At 61.0% G+C, this 21,199-nt stretch carries 21 protein-coding genes and 1 tRNA gene; 14 read left to right on the top strand and 8 right to left on the bottom strand.

Annotated elements, in window-relative coordinates; all coding sequences use genetic code 11:
- Positions 1-71 precede the first annotated feature (71 nt).
- From EGJ09_RS16340 to EGJ09_RS16305, 8 genes are all read left to right on the top strand, one after another.
- Complete coding sequence (locus EGJ09_RS16340; RefSeq protein ID WP_115275580.1) at positions 72-1,265, top strand: MFS transporter; 1,194 nt, start codon at positions 72-74, stop codon at positions 1,263-1,265.
- 95 nt (positions 1,266-1,360) lie between these two features.
- A complete protein-coding gene (locus EGJ09_RS16335; protein ID WP_046786606.1) occupies positions 1,361-1,741 on the top strand; it encodes a hypothetical protein in 381 nt (126 codons plus the stop codon).
- A gap of 123 nt (positions 1,742-1,864) precedes the next feature.
- Positions 1,865-4,003 carry a TonB-dependent siderophore receptor gene (locus EGJ09_RS16330; RefSeq protein WP_125924368.1) on the top strand — a complete coding sequence of 713 codons (2,139 nt, stop codon included), beginning with the start codon at positions 1,865-1,867 and terminating at the stop codon, positions 4,001-4,003.
- 149 nt (positions 4,004-4,152) lie between these two features.
- Entirely contained in the window at positions 4,153-5,061 is a 909-nt protein-coding gene (locus tag EGJ09_RS16325; RefSeq protein ID WP_119689129.1) for a LysR family transcriptional regulator, read from the top strand.
- Between the two features lie 81 nt (positions 5,062-5,142).
- Positions 5,143-6,006 carry an amidohydrolase gene (locus EGJ09_RS16320; RefSeq protein ID WP_119688490.1) on the top strand — a complete coding sequence of 288 codons (864 nt, stop codon included), beginning with the start codon at positions 5,143-5,145 and terminating at the stop codon, positions 6,004-6,006.
- A gap of 52 nt (positions 6,007-6,058) precedes the next feature.
- Positions 6,059-7,375 carry a dicarboxylate/amino acid:cation symporter gene (locus EGJ09_RS16315; protein WP_125924367.1) on the top strand — a complete coding sequence of 439 codons (1,317 nt, stop codon included), beginning with the start codon at positions 6,059-6,061 and terminating at the stop codon, positions 7,373-7,375.
- A 69-nt stretch (positions 7,376-7,444) separates the two neighbouring features.
- Positions 7,445-8,671: an OprD family porin gene (locus EGJ09_RS16310; protein WP_115272883.1), complete on the top strand. Its 1,227-nt coding sequence runs from the start codon at positions 7,445-7,447 to the stop codon at positions 8,669-8,671.
- 76 nt (positions 8,672-8,747) lie between these two features.
- Entirely contained in the window at positions 8,748-9,653 is a 906-nt protein-coding gene (locus EGJ09_RS16305) for a DUF1932 domain-containing protein (RefSeq protein ID WP_115272884.1), read from the top strand.
- Between the two features lie 49 nt (positions 9,654-9,702).
- On the opposite strand, the gene EGJ09_RS16300 is transcribed toward EGJ09_RS16305, so the two are convergent.
- Positions 9,703-9,792 (bottom strand) — tRNA-Ser (locus EGJ09_RS16300).
- 289 nt (positions 9,793-10,081) lie between these two features.
- On the opposite strand from EGJ09_RS16300, the gene EGJ09_RS16295 reads away from it, so the two are divergent.
- From EGJ09_RS16295 to EGJ09_RS16285, 3 genes are all read left to right on the top strand, one after another.
- Positions 10,082-10,771: a crotonase/enoyl-CoA hydratase family protein gene (locus EGJ09_RS16295; RefSeq protein ID WP_046786608.1), complete on the top strand. Its 690-nt coding sequence runs from the start codon at positions 10,082-10,084 to the stop codon at positions 10,769-10,771.
- Positions 10,772-10,888: 117 nt separating this feature from the next.
- Positions 10,889-11,608, top strand: a complete 720-nt coding sequence (locus tag EGJ09_RS16290) for a 1-acyl-sn-glycerol-3-phosphate acyltransferase (protein ID WP_046786609.1) — start codon at positions 10,889-10,891, stop codon at positions 11,606-11,608.
- 63 nt (positions 11,609-11,671) lie between these two features.
- Positions 11,672-12,643, top strand: coding sequence for a magnesium and cobalt transport protein CorA (locus tag EGJ09_RS16285; RefSeq protein ID WP_046786610.1), 972 nt, complete (start codon positions 11,672-11,674; stop codon positions 12,641-12,643).
- 32 nt (positions 12,644-12,675) lie between these two features.
- Here EGJ09_RS16285 and EGJ09_RS16280 read toward each other — a convergent pair whose 3' ends face one another.
- Positions 12,676-13,410 carry an amidotransferase gene (locus tag EGJ09_RS16280; protein WP_125924366.1) on the bottom strand — a complete coding sequence of 245 codons (735 nt, stop codon included), beginning with the start codon at positions 13,408-13,410 and terminating at the stop codon, positions 12,676-12,678.
- Positions 13,411-13,936: 526 nt separating this feature from the next.
- Between EGJ09_RS16280 and EGJ09_RS16275 the strand changes: the two genes are divergently transcribed.
- Positions 13,937-14,737, top strand: coding sequence for a cytochrome c (locus tag EGJ09_RS16275; RefSeq protein WP_125924365.1), 801 nt, complete (start codon positions 13,937-13,939; stop codon positions 14,735-14,737).
- 58 nt (positions 14,738-14,795) lie between these two features.
- On the opposite strand, the gene EGJ09_RS16270 is transcribed toward EGJ09_RS16275, so the two are convergent.
- The 4 genes from EGJ09_RS16270 to EGJ09_RS16255 all read right to left on the bottom strand — a co-directional run bounded on the left by EGJ09_RS16270 (position 14,796) and on the right by EGJ09_RS16255 (position 18,123).
- Positions 14,796-15,128, bottom strand: a complete 333-nt coding sequence (locus EGJ09_RS16270) for a ribonuclease E inhibitor RraB (RefSeq protein WP_115272886.1) — start codon at positions 15,126-15,128, stop codon at positions 14,796-14,798.
- A gap of 175 nt (positions 15,129-15,303) precedes the next feature.
- Positions 15,304-15,540, bottom strand: a complete 237-nt coding sequence (locus tag EGJ09_RS16265) for a hypothetical protein (RefSeq protein ID WP_115272887.1) — start codon at positions 15,538-15,540, stop codon at positions 15,304-15,306.
- 167 nt (positions 15,541-15,707) lie between these two features.
- Positions 15,708-17,780, bottom strand: a complete 2,073-nt coding sequence (locus EGJ09_RS16260) for an LTA synthase family protein (protein WP_125924364.1) — start codon at positions 17,778-17,780, stop codon at positions 15,708-15,710.
- Between the two features lie 148 nt (positions 17,781-17,928).
- The gene (locus EGJ09_RS16255; RefSeq protein ID WP_125924363.1) at positions 17,929-18,123 is read right to left on the bottom strand and encodes a PLDc N-terminal domain-containing protein; all 195 of its coding nucleotides are present in this window, start codon (positions 18,121-18,123) and stop codon (positions 17,929-17,931) included.
- Positions 18,124-18,249: 126 nt separating this feature from the next.
- Here EGJ09_RS16255 and EGJ09_RS16250 point away from each other — a divergent pair, with 126 nt between their 5' ends.
- Positions 18,250-19,188 carry a ZIP family metal transporter gene (locus tag EGJ09_RS16250; RefSeq protein ID WP_119688487.1) on the top strand — a complete coding sequence of 313 codons (939 nt, stop codon included), beginning with the start codon at positions 18,250-18,252 and terminating at the stop codon, positions 19,186-19,188.
- 337 nt (positions 19,189-19,525) lie between these two features.
- Here the strand turns inward: EGJ09_RS16250 and EGJ09_RS16245 are convergent, their stop codons facing one another.
- Together EGJ09_RS16245 and EGJ09_RS16240 are read right to left on the bottom strand one after the other, a co-directional pair.
- A complete protein-coding gene (locus tag EGJ09_RS16245; RefSeq protein ID WP_012313355.1) occupies positions 19,526-20,056 on the bottom strand; it encodes a hypothetical protein in 531 nt (176 codons plus the stop codon).
- 59 nt (positions 20,057-20,115) lie between these two features.
- Positions 20,116-20,640 carry an ankyrin repeat domain-containing protein gene (locus EGJ09_RS16240; RefSeq protein WP_046786613.1) on the bottom strand — a complete coding sequence of 175 codons (525 nt, stop codon included), beginning with the start codon at positions 20,638-20,640 and terminating at the stop codon, positions 20,116-20,118.
- A gap of 269 nt (positions 20,641-20,909) precedes the next feature.
- Here EGJ09_RS16240 and EGJ09_RS16230 point away from each other — a divergent pair, with 269 nt between their 5' ends.
- Entirely contained in the window at positions 20,910-21,182 is a 273-nt protein-coding gene (locus EGJ09_RS16230; protein WP_012313353.1) for a DUF3509 domain-containing protein, read from the top strand.
- Positions 21,183-21,199: the final 17 nt, after the last annotated feature.

Below are 21,199 nucleotides of genomic sequence, written 5' to 3'. Positions count from 1 at the left end.
TTGCACGCTGGCGTCCAGCCTGAGCCGCCCAGATACTGAACGCCACTGACCTTGCCCGCACCGAGATATTGATGAACACCCCAACCTTGAGCCGCGCCCTGATCCTGCTGATGGCCACCGCCACCGGCCTGGCCGTGGCCAGCAACTACTACGCGCAGCCACTGCTGCACAGCATCGCCGAACAGTTCGGCCTGAGCACCGCCAGCGCCGGCAGCATCGTCATCGCCGCGCAACTCAGCTATGGCGCGGGCCTTCTGCTGCTGGCGCCTTTGGGCGACCTGTTCGAGCAACGCCGCCTGATCGTGATCATGTCGGTCATTTCCACCTTGGGCCTGGTGATCAGCGCCTGCGCCCCCAGCCTGCCCTGGCTGATCCTGGGGACCGCGCTCACCGGGCTGTTCTCAGTAGTGGCGCAGATCCTCGTGCCCATGGCCGCCACCCTGAGCGAGCCGCATCAGCGCGGGCGCGCGGTGGGTACGCTGATGAGCGGCTTGCTGCTGGGCATACTGCTGGCGCGCACCGCTGCCGGCTTCATGGCCGAGCTGGGTGGCTGGCGCAGCATCTATGTGTTGGCCGCGGTGCTGATGGCTGTCACCGCCTTTGCCCTGTACCGCAGCCTGCCACAACACCACAGCCATGCCGGGCTGAAATACCCGGCACTGATCGGCTCTGTATTCCGCCTGTTCATTGAGGAGCCAGTGCTGCGCCTGCGCTCGCTGCTGGGGTTGCTGGCGTTCAGCCTGTTCGGGCTGTTCTGGACGCCGCTTGCGTTTCTGCTGGCGCGTGAGCCCTACCACTATTCCGACGCGGTTATCGGCCTGTTCGGCCTTGCCGGCGCAGCAGGTGCACTTTCGGCCAACTGGGCCGGCCGCCTGGCTGACCGCGGCAGAGGCTCGCTGGGCACCACAGTGGGCCTTGTTGCGCTGTTGCTGTCGTGGGTACCGCTGGGTTTCGCCGAAAGCTCGCTACTGGCCTTGCTGCTCGGCGTACTGGTGCTGGACCTGGCCGTGCAGCTGGTGCATGTGAGCAACCAGAATGCGGTCATCGCCTTGCGGCCCGAAGCCCGTACCCGCCTCAATGCCGGTTACATCACCTGTTATTTCATCGGCGGGGCACTAGGCTCCTTGCTGGGCACACAGTTGTTCCAGTACCAGGGCTGGATGGGCATCGTGACGGCCGGCCTGTTGATCGGGGCGCTGGCGCTGCTGGTGTGGGGTTGGGCCGAGCACAAGCGCAAGCGCGCCGTGAAGGCCTGTGCGGCATGACACCGCAACCCTCCGTCGCCTGCTCGTTGACTTGCCCGTCGCGCCAGCGCTTCAGTAGGGATTGATCAAAGCCCCTTTACTGACAGGACGACTCAATGACAAGGCTCACGGTGCAATCCGGCGATTTCTTGCAAGGTGAAGGCGAGTATCGCAATGGATCGCTCACACTCAAGACCCCGCGCAGCCCCTCGCCTGGCGAGCGGATTTCCCTTGCCCGCATCAGCGACCTGCGCCTGGCCAGCCTGGAATCCAATCGCAGCCTGGGTACCGCGCTGGGCTGGGGCATGGCCGGCGCCCTGGTGGCCGGCCCGGTGGGCTTGCTGGCCGGGCTATGGCTGGGCGGCAAGGAGGAAGAAGCCACCTTCCTTGCGACGTTCAAGGACGGCCGCAAGCTGATGGCCAGTACCGATGGCAAGACCTGGTCCAAGATCGACGACAGCTGGCGCCAGCATCGGCACCCGCCTGCAGGGGATTGAACAACTTCAGGCGTACGGGGTGATACGCGCCTGATAACATGAGCGTTTTTTTGACTGCACGGGCCCATTCGCGGGCTTACCCGCGAATGGGCCCGTGCGTGCTCACCGCTCAAGGACCCCAGCATGCCCCTGCCACACCCCCGCCTGCCCCTGAGCCTGCTCAGCCTGGGCCTGGCCCTGCACAGCCCCCACGGTTTGGCTCAAGACAGTGTCACGCTCGCCCCAGTGGAGGTTTCCGACACCTACGGCAACGACGGCTATCAGGTAACCGAAGCCGCGGCAGGCGGGTTTCAGGCAGCCCCCCTGCTCGACACCCCGGCATCAGTCAGTGTTTTCAACCAGCAACTGATCGAAGACCGCCAGGTACGCAAGCTCAGCGAAGTGCTGCAAAGCGATGCCTCGGTCGGCGAAAGCTACGCCCCGATCGGCTATTACGAAAACTTCAACGTGCGCGGCTTCGAACTCAATGCCGCCAGCAGCTACCGCATCAATGGCCAAACCATCGCCGGCGAGCAGAACGTGGCGCTGGAGAACAAGCAGCAAGTCGAACTGCTCAAGGGCCTGTCGGGCCTGCACAGTGGCGTGTCGGCGCCTGGCGGGCTGATCAATTACGTGACCAAGCGCGCCGAGGATGTGCGCAGCGTAACGGTATCGACCAACGAACAAGGCGAGCGCTACCTGGCCACCGACCTGGGCGGCTGGTTTGGCAGTGAGCGGCAGTTCGGCCTGCGCGCCAACCTCGCCCACGAAGATATCCGCTCGTACGTCGACCATGCCGATGGCAAGCGCGACTTTGCCTCGCTGGCGTTCGACTGGCAGATCAACCCCAATGCCACCTTGCAGCTCGATGCCGAGTACCAGCACCGCGAACAGCGCTCGGTACCGGGCTATCAACTGCTTGGCGGCAGCGAAGTACCGCACGGCATCGATCCGGATGACCGCCTCGCTTACCAGCACTGGGCCAAGCCGGTACAGACCGATTCACTGAACCTGGGCGGGCGCTTCCAGTACCGCTTCAACGATACCTGGAGCGGCACCCTCAGCGCCTCGCGCAGCAAGGTGGTGATCGATGACTACAGCTCGTTCGCCTGGGGCAGCGAAGGCGGCTGGCAGTCGCACTTCAGCCCGGAGGGCGACTACGACATCTACGACTTCCGCAGCCCTGACGACACCCGCCGCACCGATGAAGCGCAAGCGATGCTCGACGGCCACTTCGACGCGCTCGGCGTGAGCCATGAGCTGACGGTGGGTGCCAGCGCACAACGCCGCACGCTGGATCAGCGCCCCTACTACAACCAACTGGTCGGTAGCGGCAACATCTACACCGGCGCACCCGCCGTGGCGCCCTCCGACCTGCCGGTCGGTGCCAGCGAGCGGCGCCTGGACAGCCGCCAGTACGGCCTGTTCGTCAACGACCGCATCACCTTCAGCGAGCAGTGGCAGGCCGTGCTCGGCGCCCGCGAAGTACGCCTGGACGAAAAGACCTGGGACGAAACCGGCCTGGCCGGGCGCCATACCCGGCAATACCAGTTGCTGCCCAATGCCGCGCTGATCTACAAGCCGCGCCAGGACACCACCGTGTATGCCAGCTACTCCAAGGGCCTGTCTGCAGGGGGTACCGCGCCCTGGTATGCCAGCAACGCGGCAGAAATCCTCGCCCCTACCCTGTCGCATCAGCTTGAGCTGGGCATCAAACGCGACTGGCAGGGCATGAGTTTCAGCGCCGCGCTGTTCCAGATCCGCCAGGCCTATCAATACGCCCGCCCTGAAGGCGACGCCACCTTCACCTACGTGCAGCAGGGCCAGCAGAAGAACATCGGCCTGGAACTGGGCGCCAGCGGCTGGGTGACCTCGAACCTGCAAATCCAGGCCAGCGCCGCAGCGATTCGCGCGCGCGTGAAGAACAGCGGTACCGATGCCTACGAAGACCATCAGGCGATCAACGTGCCGCGCCTGCGCGCAGCCCTGCAAGCCGACTACAGCCTGCCGGTGCCGGGCCTGGCCCTGCTGGGCGGGGCACGTTACAGCGCCAGTAAGTATGCGAGCCAGGCGGGGAATGTACAGGTGGGCGGCTATACCGTGTTTGACGTGGGTAGCCGCTATCGCACGCGTATCGGCGGCTATGACACGGTGCTGCGCATGACCGTGGATAACGTGTTCGACAAACGCTACTGGCGTGATGTGGGGGATTACCTGGGGGACAACTACCTGTTCCAGGGCGCGCCGCGGACGGCACGGGTGTCGGCTTCGGTGAGTTTCTAGACACCGTTGGCGGCGTATGTCAGAAAGCGGGATATTCCGCTTGGTGAGCACGCATTGCTCACCCGCCCATGGCTTTGATCAACAGATTCGCCCTTCGCAAATCAAGATGAATCCAACAGAATAATGTTTTGGATGCGGGGGCGTATCGGGTGGATCTCAAGCAACTGGAGTGCTTTGTACGCGTCGCTGAATTTGGTGGCTTCACCAGGGCGGCGGCGACACTGAACCTGTCCCAGTCGGTCGTAAGCCGTCAAGTGCGCCAGTTGGAGCTGGAGCTTGGGCAACACCTGTTACTGCGCAACGGTAGAGGCGTCACCCTTACCCCTGCTGGCACCCGGCTTTTCGAGCATGGCCAGGGCATCTTGCGTCAAGTACAAGTCGCCCGCGAGGATTTGCAAGAACAGCGTGACTCATTGACTGGCAAGGTGGTGATCGGCCTCCCCCCTAGTATTGCGCGGCGCCATACCGTTGGTATTGTCACAGCGTTTCAAAAGGCGTTTCCCGGGTGCTCGCTGGGCATCAAAGAAGGCTTGTCCCACTCCATGAGGGAGTGGCTGCTGTTGGGCCGCCTGGATTTTGCGCTGCTGTACAACCCCGCGCAAAACGCGCAACTGCATTTTGAGCCCCTTCAATCCGAACCCCTTTGGTTGATTGGTGCTGCCGGGGCAAGCCTCGCGCCAGAGGTGCCGCTAGCCACCCTCGGTGACTACCCACTGATCATACCCAGCCAGCCGCACTCCCTCAGGCGGCTGATCGAATCGGAAGCTGCACGGCATCATGTAGAACTCAACGTACACATGGAAATAGACGGCATTCCCTCTTTGATAGACCTGGTCGCCGCGGGCGCCGGCTTTGCCGTTCTGTCACGAATGGCACTCAGTGGCTCCTATGTGCCCCCAGGCTTGCAAGCGGCCCCAATCGTCGAGCCCACTATCAATACCCACCTGTTCGTCGCCACAACCAATCAGAGACCATTGACACGCCTGGCTTCGATGACCTTGGCCGTGGTCAAACATCAAATGCGCGATCAAGCCATGCAAAAACCACATAACTGCTAGTGGGACTTGTCGATTGTTGCATGGCTCCTTGAGCGTCAAGATGGCTGAGAACTTACCCACGACAGCCAATAGAGACGTGCCATGAAAAGCTGCCTGCCACCCGACCTATTCCCCACCAAGCCTGTTGAGGCCCTGCCTGTTGGTTCGTGGGATGCTCACTGCCATGTATTTGGGCCAGCGGCGCAATTCCCCTACGCCGAAGACCGCAGCTACACCCCACCAGACGCTGCATTCGCGCAGCTTGTCGAACTTCATGACCACCTTGGCTTCGAACGCGGCGTTATTGTTCAGGCCAGCTGCCACGGCTCAGACAACCGCGCGATGCTAGATGCAATTGGCCGCAGTGCCGGGCGCTATCGAGGCGTAGCAATCATCGACGGCAGCGAGACTGACGAGGCGTTGGCGCGGATGGACGCCTGCGGGGTTCGGGGAGTACGGTTCAATTTCGTCGCTCACCTGGGCGGTGCGCCCGACCTTGCCATTTTCGACCAGGCACTGGAACGTATCCAACCCTTGGGCTGGCATGTGGTACTTCACCTGGATGCTCAGGACATCGTCACCTATGCCGATCGCTTGGCACGTATCCAGGTGCCGTTCGTAATAGACCACATGGGCCGGATCAAGGCTCAGGACGGCCTCGATCAAGCGCCGTTTCGGACGTTGCTTGAGCTGATGGACAATCCGCTGGCATGGGTGAAGGTCTGTGGCGCCGAAAGGGTCTCAGCGGGGCGCAAACCCTTTGATGATGCTATCCCCTTCGCCATGTCGCTTATCGAGACGGCGCCGGAGCGTGTGCTCTGGGGTACTGACTGGCCTCATCCAAACATCAGCAAGGACATGCCCAATGACGGGGGGCTTGTCGATCTGATGTACCGCTTCTGCCCGGACCCAGCGACACGTCAGAAGCTACTGATCGACAACCCCCTGAAGCTTTACGGACGCTGATTTCAGCGCTCGACCACACCAACTCCAAAAACAATCAGGTAGTGGAATCGATATGAACACTTCGACCGAAGCGACGCACCCTGCCGCGCAACTGAAGCCCGCGGCCCGCACACGACAGCCCTTCTATAAAGCGATGTATTTCCAGGTTTTGCTGGGGATTGTCTTGGGTGGGCTCGTCGGACATTTCTGGCCAGATTTCGCCGCCTCACTAAAACCATTGGGTGATGCGTTCATCAAGCTTATCAAGATGATCATCGGCCCTGTGGTGTTCTGTACCGTAGTGACCGGCATCGCGGGCATGCAAGACCTGAAAAAGGTCGGTCGTGTGGGAGGCAAGGCACTGCTTTACTTCGAGATAATTTCCACCGTCTCGCTGGTCATAGGGTTACTCGGCGGCCACCTGTTCAACCCAGGCGCCGGGTTTCACGTAAACCCTGATTCACTGGATGCCTCTGCAGTGACAGGTTTTGCTGAGAAAGCGCAGCACCTGGGTATCGTCGAATTCCTGATGAGTATCATCCCGAATACGTTCGTCTCAGCGCTGGCAGATGGCAACATCCTGTGCATTCTGCTGATTTCAGTACTTTTTGGCTGTGCCTTGTCCGCGATGGGGGATAAAGGTAAGCCGGTGTACACCATGATCGAAGGCGTTTCGGGCGTGTTCTTCGGTATTGTCCATATCATCGCCAAGTTTTCAGCAGTCGGCGCATTTGGTGCAATCGCGTTTACCGTTGGCACATATGGCGCCGCATCGCTGCTGCCGCTGCTCAAATTGATCGCAAGCTTCTACGTACTTTGCATATTCTTCATCGTGCTGGTGTTGGGCTTCGTTGCAAGGCTTTGCGGGTTCAGCATCCTGCGGTTCGTCTCGTATATCAAGGATGAACTACTGATTGTACTGGGCACCAGCTCATCTGAAGTTGTGCTCCCCCAAATCATGGAGAAGATGGAACGACTCGGTTGTTCGAAATCGGTCGTCGGCCTGGTGATACCCACCGGCTATTCCTTCAACCTGGACGGCACCAACATCTATTTGACCATGGCTGTTCTGTTCATTGCTCAAGCGCTCGACATTGAACTTACGTGGGGGCAGCAACTGACCTTGATCATTGTTGCCATGCTGAGTTCAAAAGGTGCCAGCGGGGTTTCGGGGGCTGCGTTCGTGATGTTGACCAGTACCTTGCTCGTCGTGCCCGTTGTGCCCGTTGCGGGAATGGTGCTGATCCTGGGCATCCACCGCTTTATGGGCACTGGCTTGGCGATGACCAACCTCGTCGGGAATGGTGTCGCAGCACTGGTGGTATCCGCCTGGGAAAAAGAACTGGATCGCGACAAGCTGAACCAGCAACTGCACCCCACCAAACACTGATCCCCACTGCTTGACCTCCACGGCCCTGCCGACAGGGCCGAGGATTGCTGCGCCCTGGAGAAAACAATAATGAATTCCAAACTGCGCTACGCCGTAACGCTGGCGGGGATGACGTGTGTCACACCCCTGCTGGCCGCCAGCTTTATCGAAGACAGCAAGGTACGCCTGGATATCCGCAATTTCTATTACAACGCAGACTTTCGCGACGGTACGGGTGTATCAAAGCGGGAAGAATGGGCACAGGGATTTCTGCTCAACTATGAATCTGGATTTACCCAAGGAGATATCGGCGTTGGCCTGGATGCATTGGGCTATCTCGGCGTCCGTCTCGACTCCAGTGCAGATCGGACGGGAAGCGGGCTTCTGCCAACTACTGCATCGGGAGAGGCGGTTGAAGAGTACTCCAAGGGCGGTTTAGCAGCGAAAGTCAAAGTATCGAGGACTGAACTGCGCTACGGCATCGCGCTCCCCAAGGTACCGGTTTTGCAATTCAATGGTAGCCGGCTTTTCCCGCAGTCCTTCCAAGGGACGCAGATCAGTTCCAGCGAAATTGACGGGCTGACCGTCAACCTGGCCCAATTCAACCGCACAACCAGCCCCGACTCCACCGACCAACAACACATCATGCTGGCGGCAAAAAACGGCCGTTACTCAACCGCCGGCGTGGGTGATCACTTCCGGTACGCTGGCGCGAGCTACAAACCCGACCCAACACTGACGTTCAGTTACTACCACGGTGGCCTCGAGGACGTTTACGCGCAGCACTTTCTCGGCGCGACCCAGCGCCGAAAGCTTGGCCGTGGGTGGCTCGAGTTGGACCTGCGGGCTTTCTTCAGCCATGAAGCAGGCAATGCCAAGGCCGGTCGTGTTGACAACGAGGCTTACACCGCCCTGGTCAGTTACACACTCGACAATGGCCACAGCATGCTTGCCACCTATCAGCATATGGAAGGTGACACTGGCTTCCCCTACATCAATAACCCGTATTTGCCCAACTACGTTCAATACCACGACTTCGCAGAAGCAGGTGAGCGCAGTTGGCAGTTGCGCTACGGCTATGACTTCAGTCACCTGGGTGTGCACGGGCTGAGCTTTTATACCAGCTACATCCAGGGGGCACATCTGGACAAGCGAGGCGGCGGCGGCGAGTGGGAGCGCGACGTGGATGTGACCTACGAGATTCCACACTTCAAAGGCCTTTCGATTCGCTGGCGTAACGCCCTTTACCGAAGCGATATCAACCGTGGCATCGACGAGAACCGCTTGATCCTCAACTACTCGCTTGCATTCAAGTAAACAGCCTCTTTCTCTCCTGAAACGTTGCGAACAGAACGTTGCCGTTTTTCAGGCAACCGATTACGAGGAGCCCGTGATGTACATCAAAACGCTAGGGTTGATTGGTTTTGGCGAGGCCGGTGCGATACTCGCCCAAGATATCGCCCGCCAGGGTGTCCATGTGCAGGTATACGACAAGCTTCAGCAAGATGAAGCTTGTCGCGGCGCCCTGTTGACAAAGGCACAGGCATGTGGAGTCAGGCTTTGTGCTTCGGCTATCGATGCCAGTGACGGCGCCGACCTGGTCATGTCTGCAGTGACCGCCGGTGCCGCCCTTGAGGTCGCCCTGCACCTCATGCCACAGCTCAGGTCCGGGCAAGTTTTCATGGATCTGAATTCTGTGGCGCCAGCAACAAAAAAAGCAGCGCACCAAGCCGCAACGCACCATGGTGTGGACTATGTCGATGCGGCAGTCATGGCACCGCTGCCGCCACAGCGCTTGAAAACCCCCATGCTATTGGGCGGCCCTCGGGCACTTGAACTCGAAACTGCGCTAAAGGGGCTCGGCTTGAAGGTTCAAACCGTAGCAAACACCATTGGTGTGGCGTCTTCCATCAAGATGTGCCGCAGCATAATGATCAAAGGGCTTGAAGCGTTGACAACAGAATGCATGGCCACTGCGCGGCAATATGGCGCCGAGGATTTCGTACTCGCTTCACTGCATGAAAGCTTTCCTGGCTCAGGCTGGGACGGAACACTTGCGCACTATCTCATCAGCCGGGTCGCCGAACATGGCTTCAGACGCGCAGAAGAGATGGAGGAAGTAGCGCGAACGGTATCTGACGTTGGCGTGGATGCGCATATGAGCTTGGCGACTGCCGCAACACAGCGCGCGTTTGCACAAGCAATCCGTAACGCAGGGCTTGTATATGCCGACCTTCTGCCTTTTGACTGGGCTCAGGTAGTCGATCAATTACAGGCCACGCCCACCAAGCGCCCGTAAAAAACAAAAAGCCCCCAAACCTTTCAGCTTGGGGGCTCTTCGTAGAATGTGGCGGTGAAGAAGGGATTTGAACCCTTGATACGATTTCTCGTATACACACTTTCCAGGCGTGCTCCTTCGACCACTCGGACACTTCACCGTTTTCTCTTCAAGCCATTCAGCCTGTCGAGGCGCGCTAATTTAGTAGAAGACCTTTTCTTTGGCAAGCATTTTTTCAGTTTTTTCATGCATTTAAGCCAGGCCACCGAAAAGCCGAGGCTGCCAAGGCAAAGCCGCCAATCTCGCCAGCGCTTTTACCGCACCCGGCCGCCCTGCCCTGATTGCGCAAGGCATGAGGGCCAGTCGCTGACTGGCTGGTCAGCCTTGCTGCTTTACCTGGCCCGCGGCGCTGGGTAACGTCATCGCCACGCCACCTAAAGGACTCTGTCATGAGCGAGCTGATTACCTACCACGCCGAAGACGGCATCGCCACCCTGACCCTGAACAACGGCAAGGTCAACGCCATCTCGCCGGATGTCATCACTGCCTTCAACGCCGCCCTGGACCGCGCCAAGGAAGACCGCGCCGTGGTGATCATCACCGGCCAGCCAGGCATCCTGTCCGGCGGCTATGACCTTAAAGTGATGACCGCCGGCCCCAAGGAAGCCATCAGCCTGGTCACCGCCGGCTCCACCCTGGCCCGGCGCCTGCTCTCTCACCCGTTCCCGGTGATTGTCGCCTGCCCCGGCAACGCCGTGGCCAAGGGCGCCTTCCTGTTGTTGTCCGCCGACTACCGCATCGGTGTCGAGGGGCCTTACAAGATCTGCCTGAACGAAGTGCAGATCGGCATGACCATGCACCACGCCGGCATCGAGCTGGCCCGCGACCGCCTGAGCCGCGCAGCATTCCAGCGTTCGGTGAACAATGCCGAAATCTTCGACCCCCATGGCGCGATGCAAGCGGGCTTCCTCGACAAGGTGGTGCCGGCCGAGCAGTTGCTCGACACCGCGCTGGCCGCTGCGCGTGAATTGAAGAAGCTGAACATGCTGGCGCACAAGAACACCAAGCTGAAGGTGCGCAAGGGCCTGCTCGATGCCCTGGATGAGGCAATCGCGCTGGACCAGAACCCGATCGGTTGACCCTGCAGGCCCTCTGGCCGGTACGCCGCCCGGAGGGCCATTACGGCGAACCCAAGGTTTGCCCAACCCAGTGCACAGCCGTACACTGCACCGCGACTGTCTGGTGTGAGTCGTACCATGCTTTACTGCCTTCGCATGCTCCTGCTGGCGCTGCACTTCCTGCTGGTCGGGGTTTTAGGCCTGCTGATCGGCCTGCTGCGCCCCTTCAACCGCGACAACAGCCGCATCTTCGCCCGCCTTTACAGCTTGCCGGCCACCTGGCTGCTGCGCATCAAGGTCAAGGCCGAAGTCGGCCCGCTGTGGGACCAGCCACCCGGCTGCGTGATCATTGCCAACCACCAGTCCAACTTCGACCTGTTCATCCTCGGCCACGTGGTGCCCCGGCGCACGGTCGCCATCGGCAAGAAAAGCCTCGGCTGGATACCGCTGTTCGGGCAGCTGTTCTGGCTGGGCGGCAATGTACTGGTGGACCGCAAGAACGCTTACCAGGCGCGCAAGGCCATGCAGGTGACCACGCGCATCCTGCGTGACGACACCTCGATCTGGATTTTCCCGGAAGGCACGCGCAACCCCGCAGACCAGTTGCTGGCGTTCAAGAAAGGCGCCTTCCACATGGCCCTCGAAGCGGGCGTGCCAATCGTGCCGGTGTGCGTCAGCCGCTATGCGCGGCGCCTGGGCCTGAACAGCTGGCGACGCCGCACAGTGATCGTGCGCTCACTGCCGCCGATCGCTACTGAAGGGCTGACCCAGCAGGACATCCCGGCCTTGATCGAGCAGTGCCGCGGGCAGATGCAGCAGTGCATCGACCACATGGAAGGCGAGCTGGCCAAACGCTAGGTTGCCCTCAAGGCCCATACAGCCCAAGCTGTAACCCGTGTGCAACCGGACAAGTGGATAACCATGGGTCGAGTCGTGGCATCGGCGGTGTACAGCGCCGGCAGAAAAGTCACCAACATCAGCATCGACGAGGGCAGCGAGTGGGCGCGCAAGCCCGGGCATTTCGTCTGGATCGGCCTGGAAGAGCCCAATGCCGAAGAACTGGCCAACCTGCAGTGCCAGTTCAACCTGCACGAACTGGCCATTGAAGACGCCCTGGAGAAACACAGCCGGCCCAAGCTCGAAACCTTCGGCGACGCGCTGTTCATCGTCACCTATTCACCGGTGCGCCATGAGGGCAAGCTGGAGTTCATCGAAACCCACATCTTCGCCGGCAACGGCTACATCATCACCTGCCGCAATGGCCACTCCAAATCCTATGCCCTGGTGCGCCAACGCTGCGAGGCGCGCCCCTTGCTGTTGGAGCACGGCGAAGATTTCGTGCTTTACGCACTGCTGGACTTCGTCACCGAAAACTACCAACCGGTCAGCGAAGCCATCCATGGCGAGATCGAAGAGCTGGAGCAAAGCGTGCTTACCGGCTCGTTGCTCGAAGACGACATTCGCCGCCTGCACAGCCTGCGCCGCGACATACTGCGCCTGCGCCGCTATGTGGCACCGATGGTGGAGATAAGCGAGGAACTGCAGCGTCTGAGTTTCCCGTTCATCGACAAGAACATGCGCCCCTACTTTCGCGACGTGCAGATCCACGTGACGCGGCAGATGGAGGATTTGGTCGGGATCCGCGACATCGCCAGCCAGACCATCGAGATCGGCATGCTGCTGGAGTCACGGCGGCAAAGCATCGTGCAGCGCAAGTTCGCAGCGTGGGCGGCGATTCTGGCCTTCCCCACGGCGATTGCCGGGATCTACGGGATGAACTTCCAGAACATGCCGGAGCTTGGCTGGCACTACGGGTATTTCGGGGTGCTGGGGGTGATCGGGCTGGGATGCACCGGGCTGTTCGCCAGCTTCAAGCGCTCCGGCTGGCTTTAGCGTGTCGGGGCTGCTGTTGCAGCCCCTGTGGCTCAGGCAGCGCTGTCGCTGGCCTTGGCTGGCTGCTGGATGAAGCGCATCATCCACTCACCGACCAGATCGCCTTGGTGTTCAGTGGCCAGGCTAGCCACTGCCTTGTGGTAAACCTCATCCCCCAGGTATTCCTGGCGTGCATCGAGCAAGGCCCGCGAGTAGTCGTGGACAAACTCCGGATGCCCCTGGAAGCACAGCACCTGATCGCGAATGTGATACGCCGCATTCGGGCAGAAATCGCTCGAGGCGATCACCGTGGCACCTTCAGGCAGCTCGGTCACCTGGTCCTGGTGGCTGATCAGCAGGGTCAGTTCGGAAACCTCAGGGTCCATCCACGGCGCATGCGCCGCCAGCGAGTAGCGATGGATGCCCACGCCCCACCCCTTGTCGGCCCGCTCGGCCTTGCCACCCAGGGTCAACGCCAGCAACTGATGGCCGAAGCACACACCCAGCAGCTTTTCGCCGCGCTCGTACAGCTTGAGCAGGTATGCCCTGAGGGTCTGGATCCATGGATCGGTACCGAACGAGTCCGCCTTGCTGCCTGTCACAAGGTAGGCATCGAAACGTTCATCGTCGGCGGGGTAGTCGCCGTTCATCACGTTGTACACACGAAATTCGGCGGCGATCGGCTGCCGCGAGAAGAGCTGCTCGAACATCCTGCCGTAGCCCTGGTACTGCGCGGTCAACTCCGGTCGCAGGACATCGGTCTCAAGGATGCAGATGCGTAACGACATAGGGATAGTCCTGAACGACGTGGGTGGGAATCAGCTGTAGAGACTGCCGTGAAAGGCACGTACAAGCAAGTAGGCTGCACTGACGAACGGTCACATTTTGTCGGGTAGGCGCTGGGTGTTGCGCCACTGTCTAGCCAGAGCGTGCCAGATGGCTGGCTTTTTGCCTCATATCATCAAGCAACCGATTATCAGCTTTGATAGAACAAAGGGTTCTTAAACATGGATGACGTTCACCCTACTGTTGGTTGTATATCGATACAAAGAGGTAAGTGGTAAGGCGTGCAGGCACGCTGCGGTGATCGACCCGAAGTGCGACAGGGAAGCCAACGGGTATTCAGGAATAACAACAAGAAGGCGGTCCGCCATGTTCAGACAATCGAAACTTCGCCAAGCTGGGCTCATTTTATTCGCCACGACGTTGCTGTTGATCTTGCCGAACCTGACACGTTTGTTCGGATGACGATGGCAGTGGCCTCAAGGGGCAACGCACAGGTAACCTGCCGGCCATGACGGTCGGAGAATGCTCATGCGCCTAGGTTTTGCCCTGCTAGCCCTTCTTCTGAGCCTGCCCCTTTCGGCGGCCCAACTGCACCTGGAACTCGACGGCTCGTCGCGCACTCTGGACAGCGCCGATTTGCTGCGCATGCCGCAAGCACGCGAAATAAACATCGAGCAGGACGTGTCCTATAAACGGCCCATGCGTTACCGCGCGGTGCCGCTGGCCACGCTGTTGCAAGGCATAAAGGCAGATGACCACCTGCAGGCCGTGGCGCTGGACGGTTTCGCTGCCGAAATGCCGGCTGCGCCGTTGCTGCAGGAGGGCCCGGCGCGCGCTTGGCTGGCCATCGAGGACCCCGCCGCACCGTGGCCGGCACTGGGCAACGGCAAGCCAAGCGCCGGGCCGTTCTACCTGGTGTGGACCGCCCCGCAGGCAAGCGGCATCCGCCCCGAGCAATGGCCGTTCCAGATTGCCACGATACGCCGCCTGGCGACGGTGGAACAACGCTTCCCGGCGCTGCTCCCTGACCCGAAGCTGCCGGCAGAAGACCCGGTGCGCCAGGGCTTTGCCCTGTTCCAGCAAAACTGCCTGGCCTGTCACCGGCTCAACGGTGCGGGGGATGCCCAGTTCGGCCCGGACCTGAACATGCCGCGCAACCCGACCGAGTATTTCCAGCCGGGGTTCCTGCGCCAGTACATTCGTGACCCGCAAAGCCTGAGGCAGTGGCCACAGGCGCGCATGCCGGGGTTTGCCGAAAGTGTTTTGAGTGAAGAAGAACTGGATGCCTTGCTGGCTTACCTGGGGCATATGGCCAAGCATAGGCCTTGAAGGCCAATCGCCGGCTGGCCGGCGATTGGATCGGGCCGCAAGGCAGCCCCAGCGGGTTTCAGGCTGTCGGCCGTTCCTGCTTGACGCCCCACCCCTCTACCTCGCCGCCATAGGGTGACACGACCTGCTCGAAGGCCTCTTCGAAGTCCCCGATACCACCATAGGTGGCATACATGATCTTGCTCAGTTCCAGGTGCCACACACCATCATCCCGTTCTCGCACCTGAGCATTGAGAGACTCACCGCGAAACTGCCCGGCCGCGCGTCGCGCGCCGGCTTCATCTGGAAATACCGCGTAGAACTCGATGGGGTGGATACGGGTGAAGTCGAAACCGCCAGCTTTCATCTGACGCAGGACATTGCTGCTGATATCGTCGTTCTGGCTGCTCATGAATCGTCCTCCTGAATAAAGCAATGGATAGACTTTCCGTGCACTACGCACCTGCCGGCATTGCCGTGCAGTTCGAGCTGATGCAAGACGCGAATTGACAGGTGCAGCCCCGCAGAACAGGCCAACACCTCCCACTAGCGTAGTGCCTTGCGCGGCACCACGCCAACCGTGCGGGTCAGGAAGATTCCTGGATACGGGTGATGACTACGCCGTTCTGCTCCTTGAGCCAACGTGCCGTGGGGGATAGGGCACGGTCCTGGAAGTCGTTGAGGTCCAGCTCATCCATGACCGGGAAAAGATGCGAACGAATGGCCTTGGCCGCCTCTTCCTCGCTGGGGCACAGTTCACCGTGCATCAGCAGCGTGGTTGGCTCGCCTTTCTGGTCGGCAAAGATGACTTCCCACTCTTTCATTGAATAGCCCTCTCAAGCAGAGAACACCGGGGGTGATGCCTGTTAATGCTTGACCGTGGGCCGGGCGATTTGTTCAGTCAGTTGCAGCCACTGGTGACCGCAGGCCGGCGCCATCTTGTGGGAGCCGGCTTGCCGGCGATGGGCCGCAAAGCGGCCCTGTTTGCCAGTTACTTCGGTGTACCGTGCACCACACCGGCCGTGTTGTCGAGCAGGCTCTTGGTCGCGGTCTGAATATACGCTTCAAGCTGCTTGAGCATTTGCGGCTGGTCGGGGCTTTCGATCAGCTCGGCCTTGAACTCGCTGCCCAGCTGGTAGCGGTACAGGCGCGGGGTCATGTCCTTGGACTCGATGAGGATGCGGTCACCCTGCACCAGGCCCACGATCTGCTCGCTGCCCGACGGCTTGATCATACCGATGCCCTGGTCGCCCTCAGGCAGGTTGAGCAGGTCGCGGCCCCAGCACTGGTGCCGTGCCTGGCCACCCAGGCGGCCCATGATGGTCGGCACGATGTCGACCTGGGTGCCCACGGTGTGGTTGAGCGCACCGAACTTCTCCTGGATGCCCGGCGCGATCAGCAGCAGCGGCACGTTGAAGCGGCCCAGGTCCAGTTCGGTGACCTGCTGGTGGTTGCCAAAACCATGGTCGCCAACGATGACGAACAGGGTGTCCTTGAAGTACGGCTCCTTGCGCGCCTTCTCGAAGAACTGGCCCAGCGCCCAGTCGGAGTAGCGCATGGCGGTCAGGTGCTCGTCCAGGCGGCCCTGGCCTGTGACCTTCTCGACCGGCAGGTCCTTGGGCAAGGCATACGGGGTGTGGTTGGACAGCGTCTGCAGCAGCGCGTAGATCGGCTTCTTGCCATCGTGCTTGGCCAGCTCCTCGTTGCCACGGTCGAACATGTCCTGGTCGGAAACGCCCCAGGTTGGGTCGGAGAACACCGGGTCGACGAAGTCGTTGCGGCCGATGAAGGTGGTCATGCCCTGGTTGCCGAAGAAACCGGACTGGTTGTCCCAGGCGAAATCACCGTTGTAGACGTACACGTCGTCGTAGTCACGGGCGCTCAACAGCGCCGGCAAGCCCGACAGCTTGTGGCCGCCTTCCGGGGTCTGCATCAGGTATTCGAAGCCCGGCAGGTTCGGGAAGCAGGCCATGGTAGCGAACATGCCCTGGTGGGTATGGGTACCGTTGGAGAAGAAGCGGTCGAACAACAGCCCCTCCTTGGCCAGCTTGTCGAAGTACGGGGTGATGTTGTTCGGGCTGCCCAGGGCGCCTACCGAATGGCCCGCGAAGCTCTCCATGAGGATCACCACGACGTTCTTGACCGGCAAGGTACCTTCGGCCGGCGGCACGAAGTCACGGCGCACGGCGGCCTCATCGGCATCGACCAGCGTGTCGTAAGGGGTCAGGAGATGTTCACGCACGGTCTGCGTGGCCAGGTTCTGCTCCAGCACCGGCTTCCAGATGTTGGCGCGGTCCTCGCCGAAACGGCTCTTGGCAGCGTCGATCAGCGTCAGGGTACCGTTGAGGCCCAGCTGGTTGACGAAGTTGGAATCAGTGGTGAAGGCATCGCCCCAGCGCATGGGCGGGCCCTGGCGCAGGGTGCCACGGGCGGCAACCACAGCCACCAGCAGGATCACCATGAACACGGCCAGGCGGTGGTACCACGGCGCAACACTGCGCTGCACGGTAACGCCACTGCCACCCACACCACGGGTCAGGCGGTCGATGCCCTTGAACAGCAGGCTCAGCAGCCAGGTGCCGAACAGCCAGGCCAGCAGGTAGCGGACCACCGGGAAGCCGTACCAGAGCATGCTCATCACGGTTTTCGGGTCTTCCTTGATGTACTGGAAGACCAGGCCGTTGAGGCGCTGGTGGAACTCGCGGTAGAAGTCCAGCTCCATCAGGCCGAGGAACATCACCACGCTCGCGGTGATGGTCAGCCAGAAGCGGAACAGGCCACGCCGGGCCATGGCCCATGGGCTCAGCGTTGCCAGCAGCAACGGGATGCTCAGGTACACCACCACGCGCAGGTCGAAGCGCAAACCGTTGAACAAGCCTTCGGCAACGGTGGAATAAGGGGTGTCGCCGATCATGTCACTGTTGTAGACCAGCAGCGCGAGGCGCACCAGGCTGAGCATCAGCATGATCACCAGGGCACTGAGCAGCGTATAGGCCAAGTGCGATTTCAAGGTCGGCGAGAAGGCTCGCGCGCCCTGTTGCTTCAAGGCATCCGTGTTAGCCATGAATGGGAAGGTCCTAGGATTGCGTGTTTGCGGGATGGCGCCGGCGCTAGACCAACGCAGCATTGTGCGGGTGCGGATTCTGTTTAAACCAATGTGAAAATTTTGTCACGGGGCTGTTGCTGGTTTTGTCTGCGCCAGCAAAATGCCCCTATCCAAACCGCACATTGCCCCTGGGACCGGCAATGGCCCAGATCACCAGGCCGATCACCGGCAGCAAGGCGATCAGCAGTATCCACAGCACCTTGACCCCCACCTCCCGGCCGCTCTTGATCACATTGAGGATTGCCCAGATATCCAGCGCCAGAATGATCAGGCCAACCAGCCCGTTGAACGTCGACCCCATGGCCCCCCCCCCGTTGACAGTCAGTGTGGCTGAGCATAATCAGCTATCAGGTCGATAGAAGGGAATCCTTGGCCTGCCCTGCTGGTCACTGGGTAGACTGCAAGCATTCACAGATCCGAGGTTCGCATGCCCCCAGCCCAGACTCAAACCCCCGCCTCGCCCTCGTTGTTGAGTGCCTGGCGCCAGCAGGCAGTCAATACCCCGTGGCTCAGCGCGGGGCTGGGCGTGAGCTTGCTGGCGGTCATCGTGCTGCTGGCGGCGAGTTTCTGGAACGCCGTCAACGGCGAGCATGCCGACAGCCTGCACCTGGCGCTGCTCGGTGGCCTGTCCGGCTTCGGCGCCACGGCCTTGGGCGCGGTACTGGCCGTTGTGCTGCGCGATGTCAGCGCACGCAGCCAGGACGTGATGCTCGGTTTTGCGGCCGGTATGATGCTGGCTGCCAGCTCGTTTTCGTTGATATTGCCGGGCCTTGAAGCTGCCCGCGAAATTACCGGCAACGGCCCGGCCGCCGCCTTTACCGTGGTGCTGGGCATGGGCCTGGGTGTGCTGCTGATGCTCGGGCTCGACCGCTTCACCCCGCACGAACACGAAAGCACAGGCCCCTGCGGCCCCGAAGCCGAGCGCATCAGCCGGGTGTGGCTGTTCGTGCTGGCGATCACCCTGCACAACCTGCCCGAGGGCATGGCCATTGGCGTGAGCTTTGCCAATGGCGACATGAATGTAGGCCTGCCGCTGACCAGCGCCATCGCCATTCAGGACATACCCGAAGGCCTGGCCGTAGCGCTGGCCTTGCGCGCAACCGGGTTGTCCAACTTCAAGGCCGCGCTGGTAGCGATTGGCTCGGGCCTGATGGAGCCCTTGGGCGCGGTGATCGGGTTGGGGATTTCCACTGGTTTCGCCCTCGCCTACCCCATCAGCATGGGGCTGGCGGCGGGGGCGATGCTGTTCGTGGTGTCCCACGAGGTGATACCCGAAACCCACCGCAATGGGCATCAGACGGCGGCGACGCTGGGGGTGATGGGCGGGTTTGCGGTGATGATGTTTCTGGATACTGCGCTGGGTTGAAACGGCTTACCGACGCCGCTGTTGTAGGAGCGGCCTCGTGTCGCGAAGGGGCTGCGCAGCAGACCCAGCAATTTGTGTTGCGCTGCTGAATCTTGGGGCCGCTTTGCGGCCCTTCGCGACACAAGGCCGCTCCTACAGGCGTGTGAGCTGCCTTGAGCGCTTTCAGTGCCATTATCACCTGGCTTTGTTCAATGCGGCCATCTGCACCTTGCTGCAGGTAGGAGCGGCCTCGTGTCGCGAAAGGGCTGCGCAGCAGACCCAGCAATTTGTGTTGCGCTGCTGAATCTTGGGGCCGCTTTGCGGCCCTTCGCGACACAAGGCCGCTCCTACAGGCGATTCAGCTGTGAACGGCCACCTTGAGCGCCTCTAAGGCCGGCTCTACCTTGATACGCAGTTCAGCACCCAGCTCCAGCACACGCGCCAGGTCGTTCTGGCCAACCATCACCACTTGCAACTCATCATCGAGCAACTGGCTGAAGTTGAGCAGCACATAACCACCGGCCTCTTTGTTCAGCGCGGCCATCTGCACCTGGATGCGGTTGAGCGCCGTCAACGGCTCGGTACGCGCCAGCTGCTTGGGCTTGAGGGTGAACGGCACGCTCTTGTCGAACGAATCGCTGATGTGCTGGAACAACTCCTGATAGCTGTCGGCCTGGAACACCACGGTGTCCGGCAGGCTGCCAAGCACCACCCACTCGCCCAGCGGGATCGGGAAGCTGTCGTCGTAGTTGATGTCCGGGTTGGCGGCGAGGAAGGCGGCGGGGTCGGCGTAGGCCTGCGCGGCCTCGTCGGCGATGCGCTCGATGTCTTCATCGCGCATGCAGCCGGCGCCGATGAGGCTGATGAATTCGAGCAACTGGTTTTTCATGAAGGGGGCCTGCGACGGGTGAAAAGTCGCCAAGGATAGCCGCAAATGCCCCCAGGCAGTTAGCCGGCCAGCGCCTGCAGGCGCGCTGCGGTATCGGCTGCGCCCATGGTGTGCGCCGCCATCAGCGCGGTGGCGCCACGCGCATCCTGGTGTGCCGGGTCGGCGCCTTGGGCCAGCAGGTAGTCGAGAATCTCTACACGGTTGAACATCGCCGCCAGCATCAGTGCAGTACGCCCGTCCTGCGCAGCAGCGTCGACCGGCACGCCGTTTTCCAGCAACAGCCGGATCATCGCCAGGTCACCCTTGAACGCCGCACCCGCGATCGGAAGCTGGCCGTTGTCGTTGGCAACCAGCGGGTCAGCACCCTGGCTCAGCAATACGCGGACCGCATCATGGTGGCCGTGGTAGCTGGCCAGCATCAGCAGCGTGTCGCCTTTGTGGTTGCGCAGATTGGCTGGCAAGCCACTGGCCAAAAGACGCTCGAGCATCGTGGCATCCCCCTGGCGGGCACACTCGAAGACCTGCTCGGCAAATGCCGCGGTCTCGTCATCGGTCATGGCGGCGGGTGCTTGTTGTTCAGACATCTGGAACCTCCTGGCAGAAAAGATTGCCCAAGTGTTTGTCAGGCAAGCCCGGCAGGTCAAAGGTTCAGAATCTATAGCGCCGATAGCCACCGGCCGGCTCGTGCAAAATGCACTGTGCAAAATGCACGACCATGCAACCTGCACGGCACCACCCTCCCCGAAGCAACCTCAAGGCCTTGAAATTAAAGGCTTTTTATTAGAATCAAGTTTTGGCACGTTCACTGCAACTATCAACTCACGTCTGCCCACCAAATCAGTCAGGAGTTGATATGGACCTCATTCAGGAAAAGTTCGTCTCGGTGTTCTCGGCCTACCAGGTCACCACCCAGCCTCGCCCCGATGGCGGCATCCTGCTGACGCTGCGTGCCACAGATGGCAGGGTCACCCGCCGTGTGCTGACCTACGGGCAACTGCACAGCGCCGAACAGCTGTCCTGGGCGATCAGCGCCATTCGCCGCGACCTGGCCGAGCAAGCCAGTGAACTGCCGGTGATCTCGATGCTGCAGAGCCAGCAACGCTTCGCGCTGCCGACCTACCGTTGAGTTTTGTCTGCACCGGC

This window comes from Pseudomonas sp. p106 (genome assembly GCF_003936645.1).
GTDB classification, from domain to species: domain Bacteria; phylum Pseudomonadota; class Gammaproteobacteria; order Pseudomonadales; family Pseudomonadaceae; genus Aquipseudomonas; species Aquipseudomonas putida_E.
Note: the sequence above shows the minus strand (reverse complement) of the source record. Positions and strands in the feature narration are given on the sequence as shown.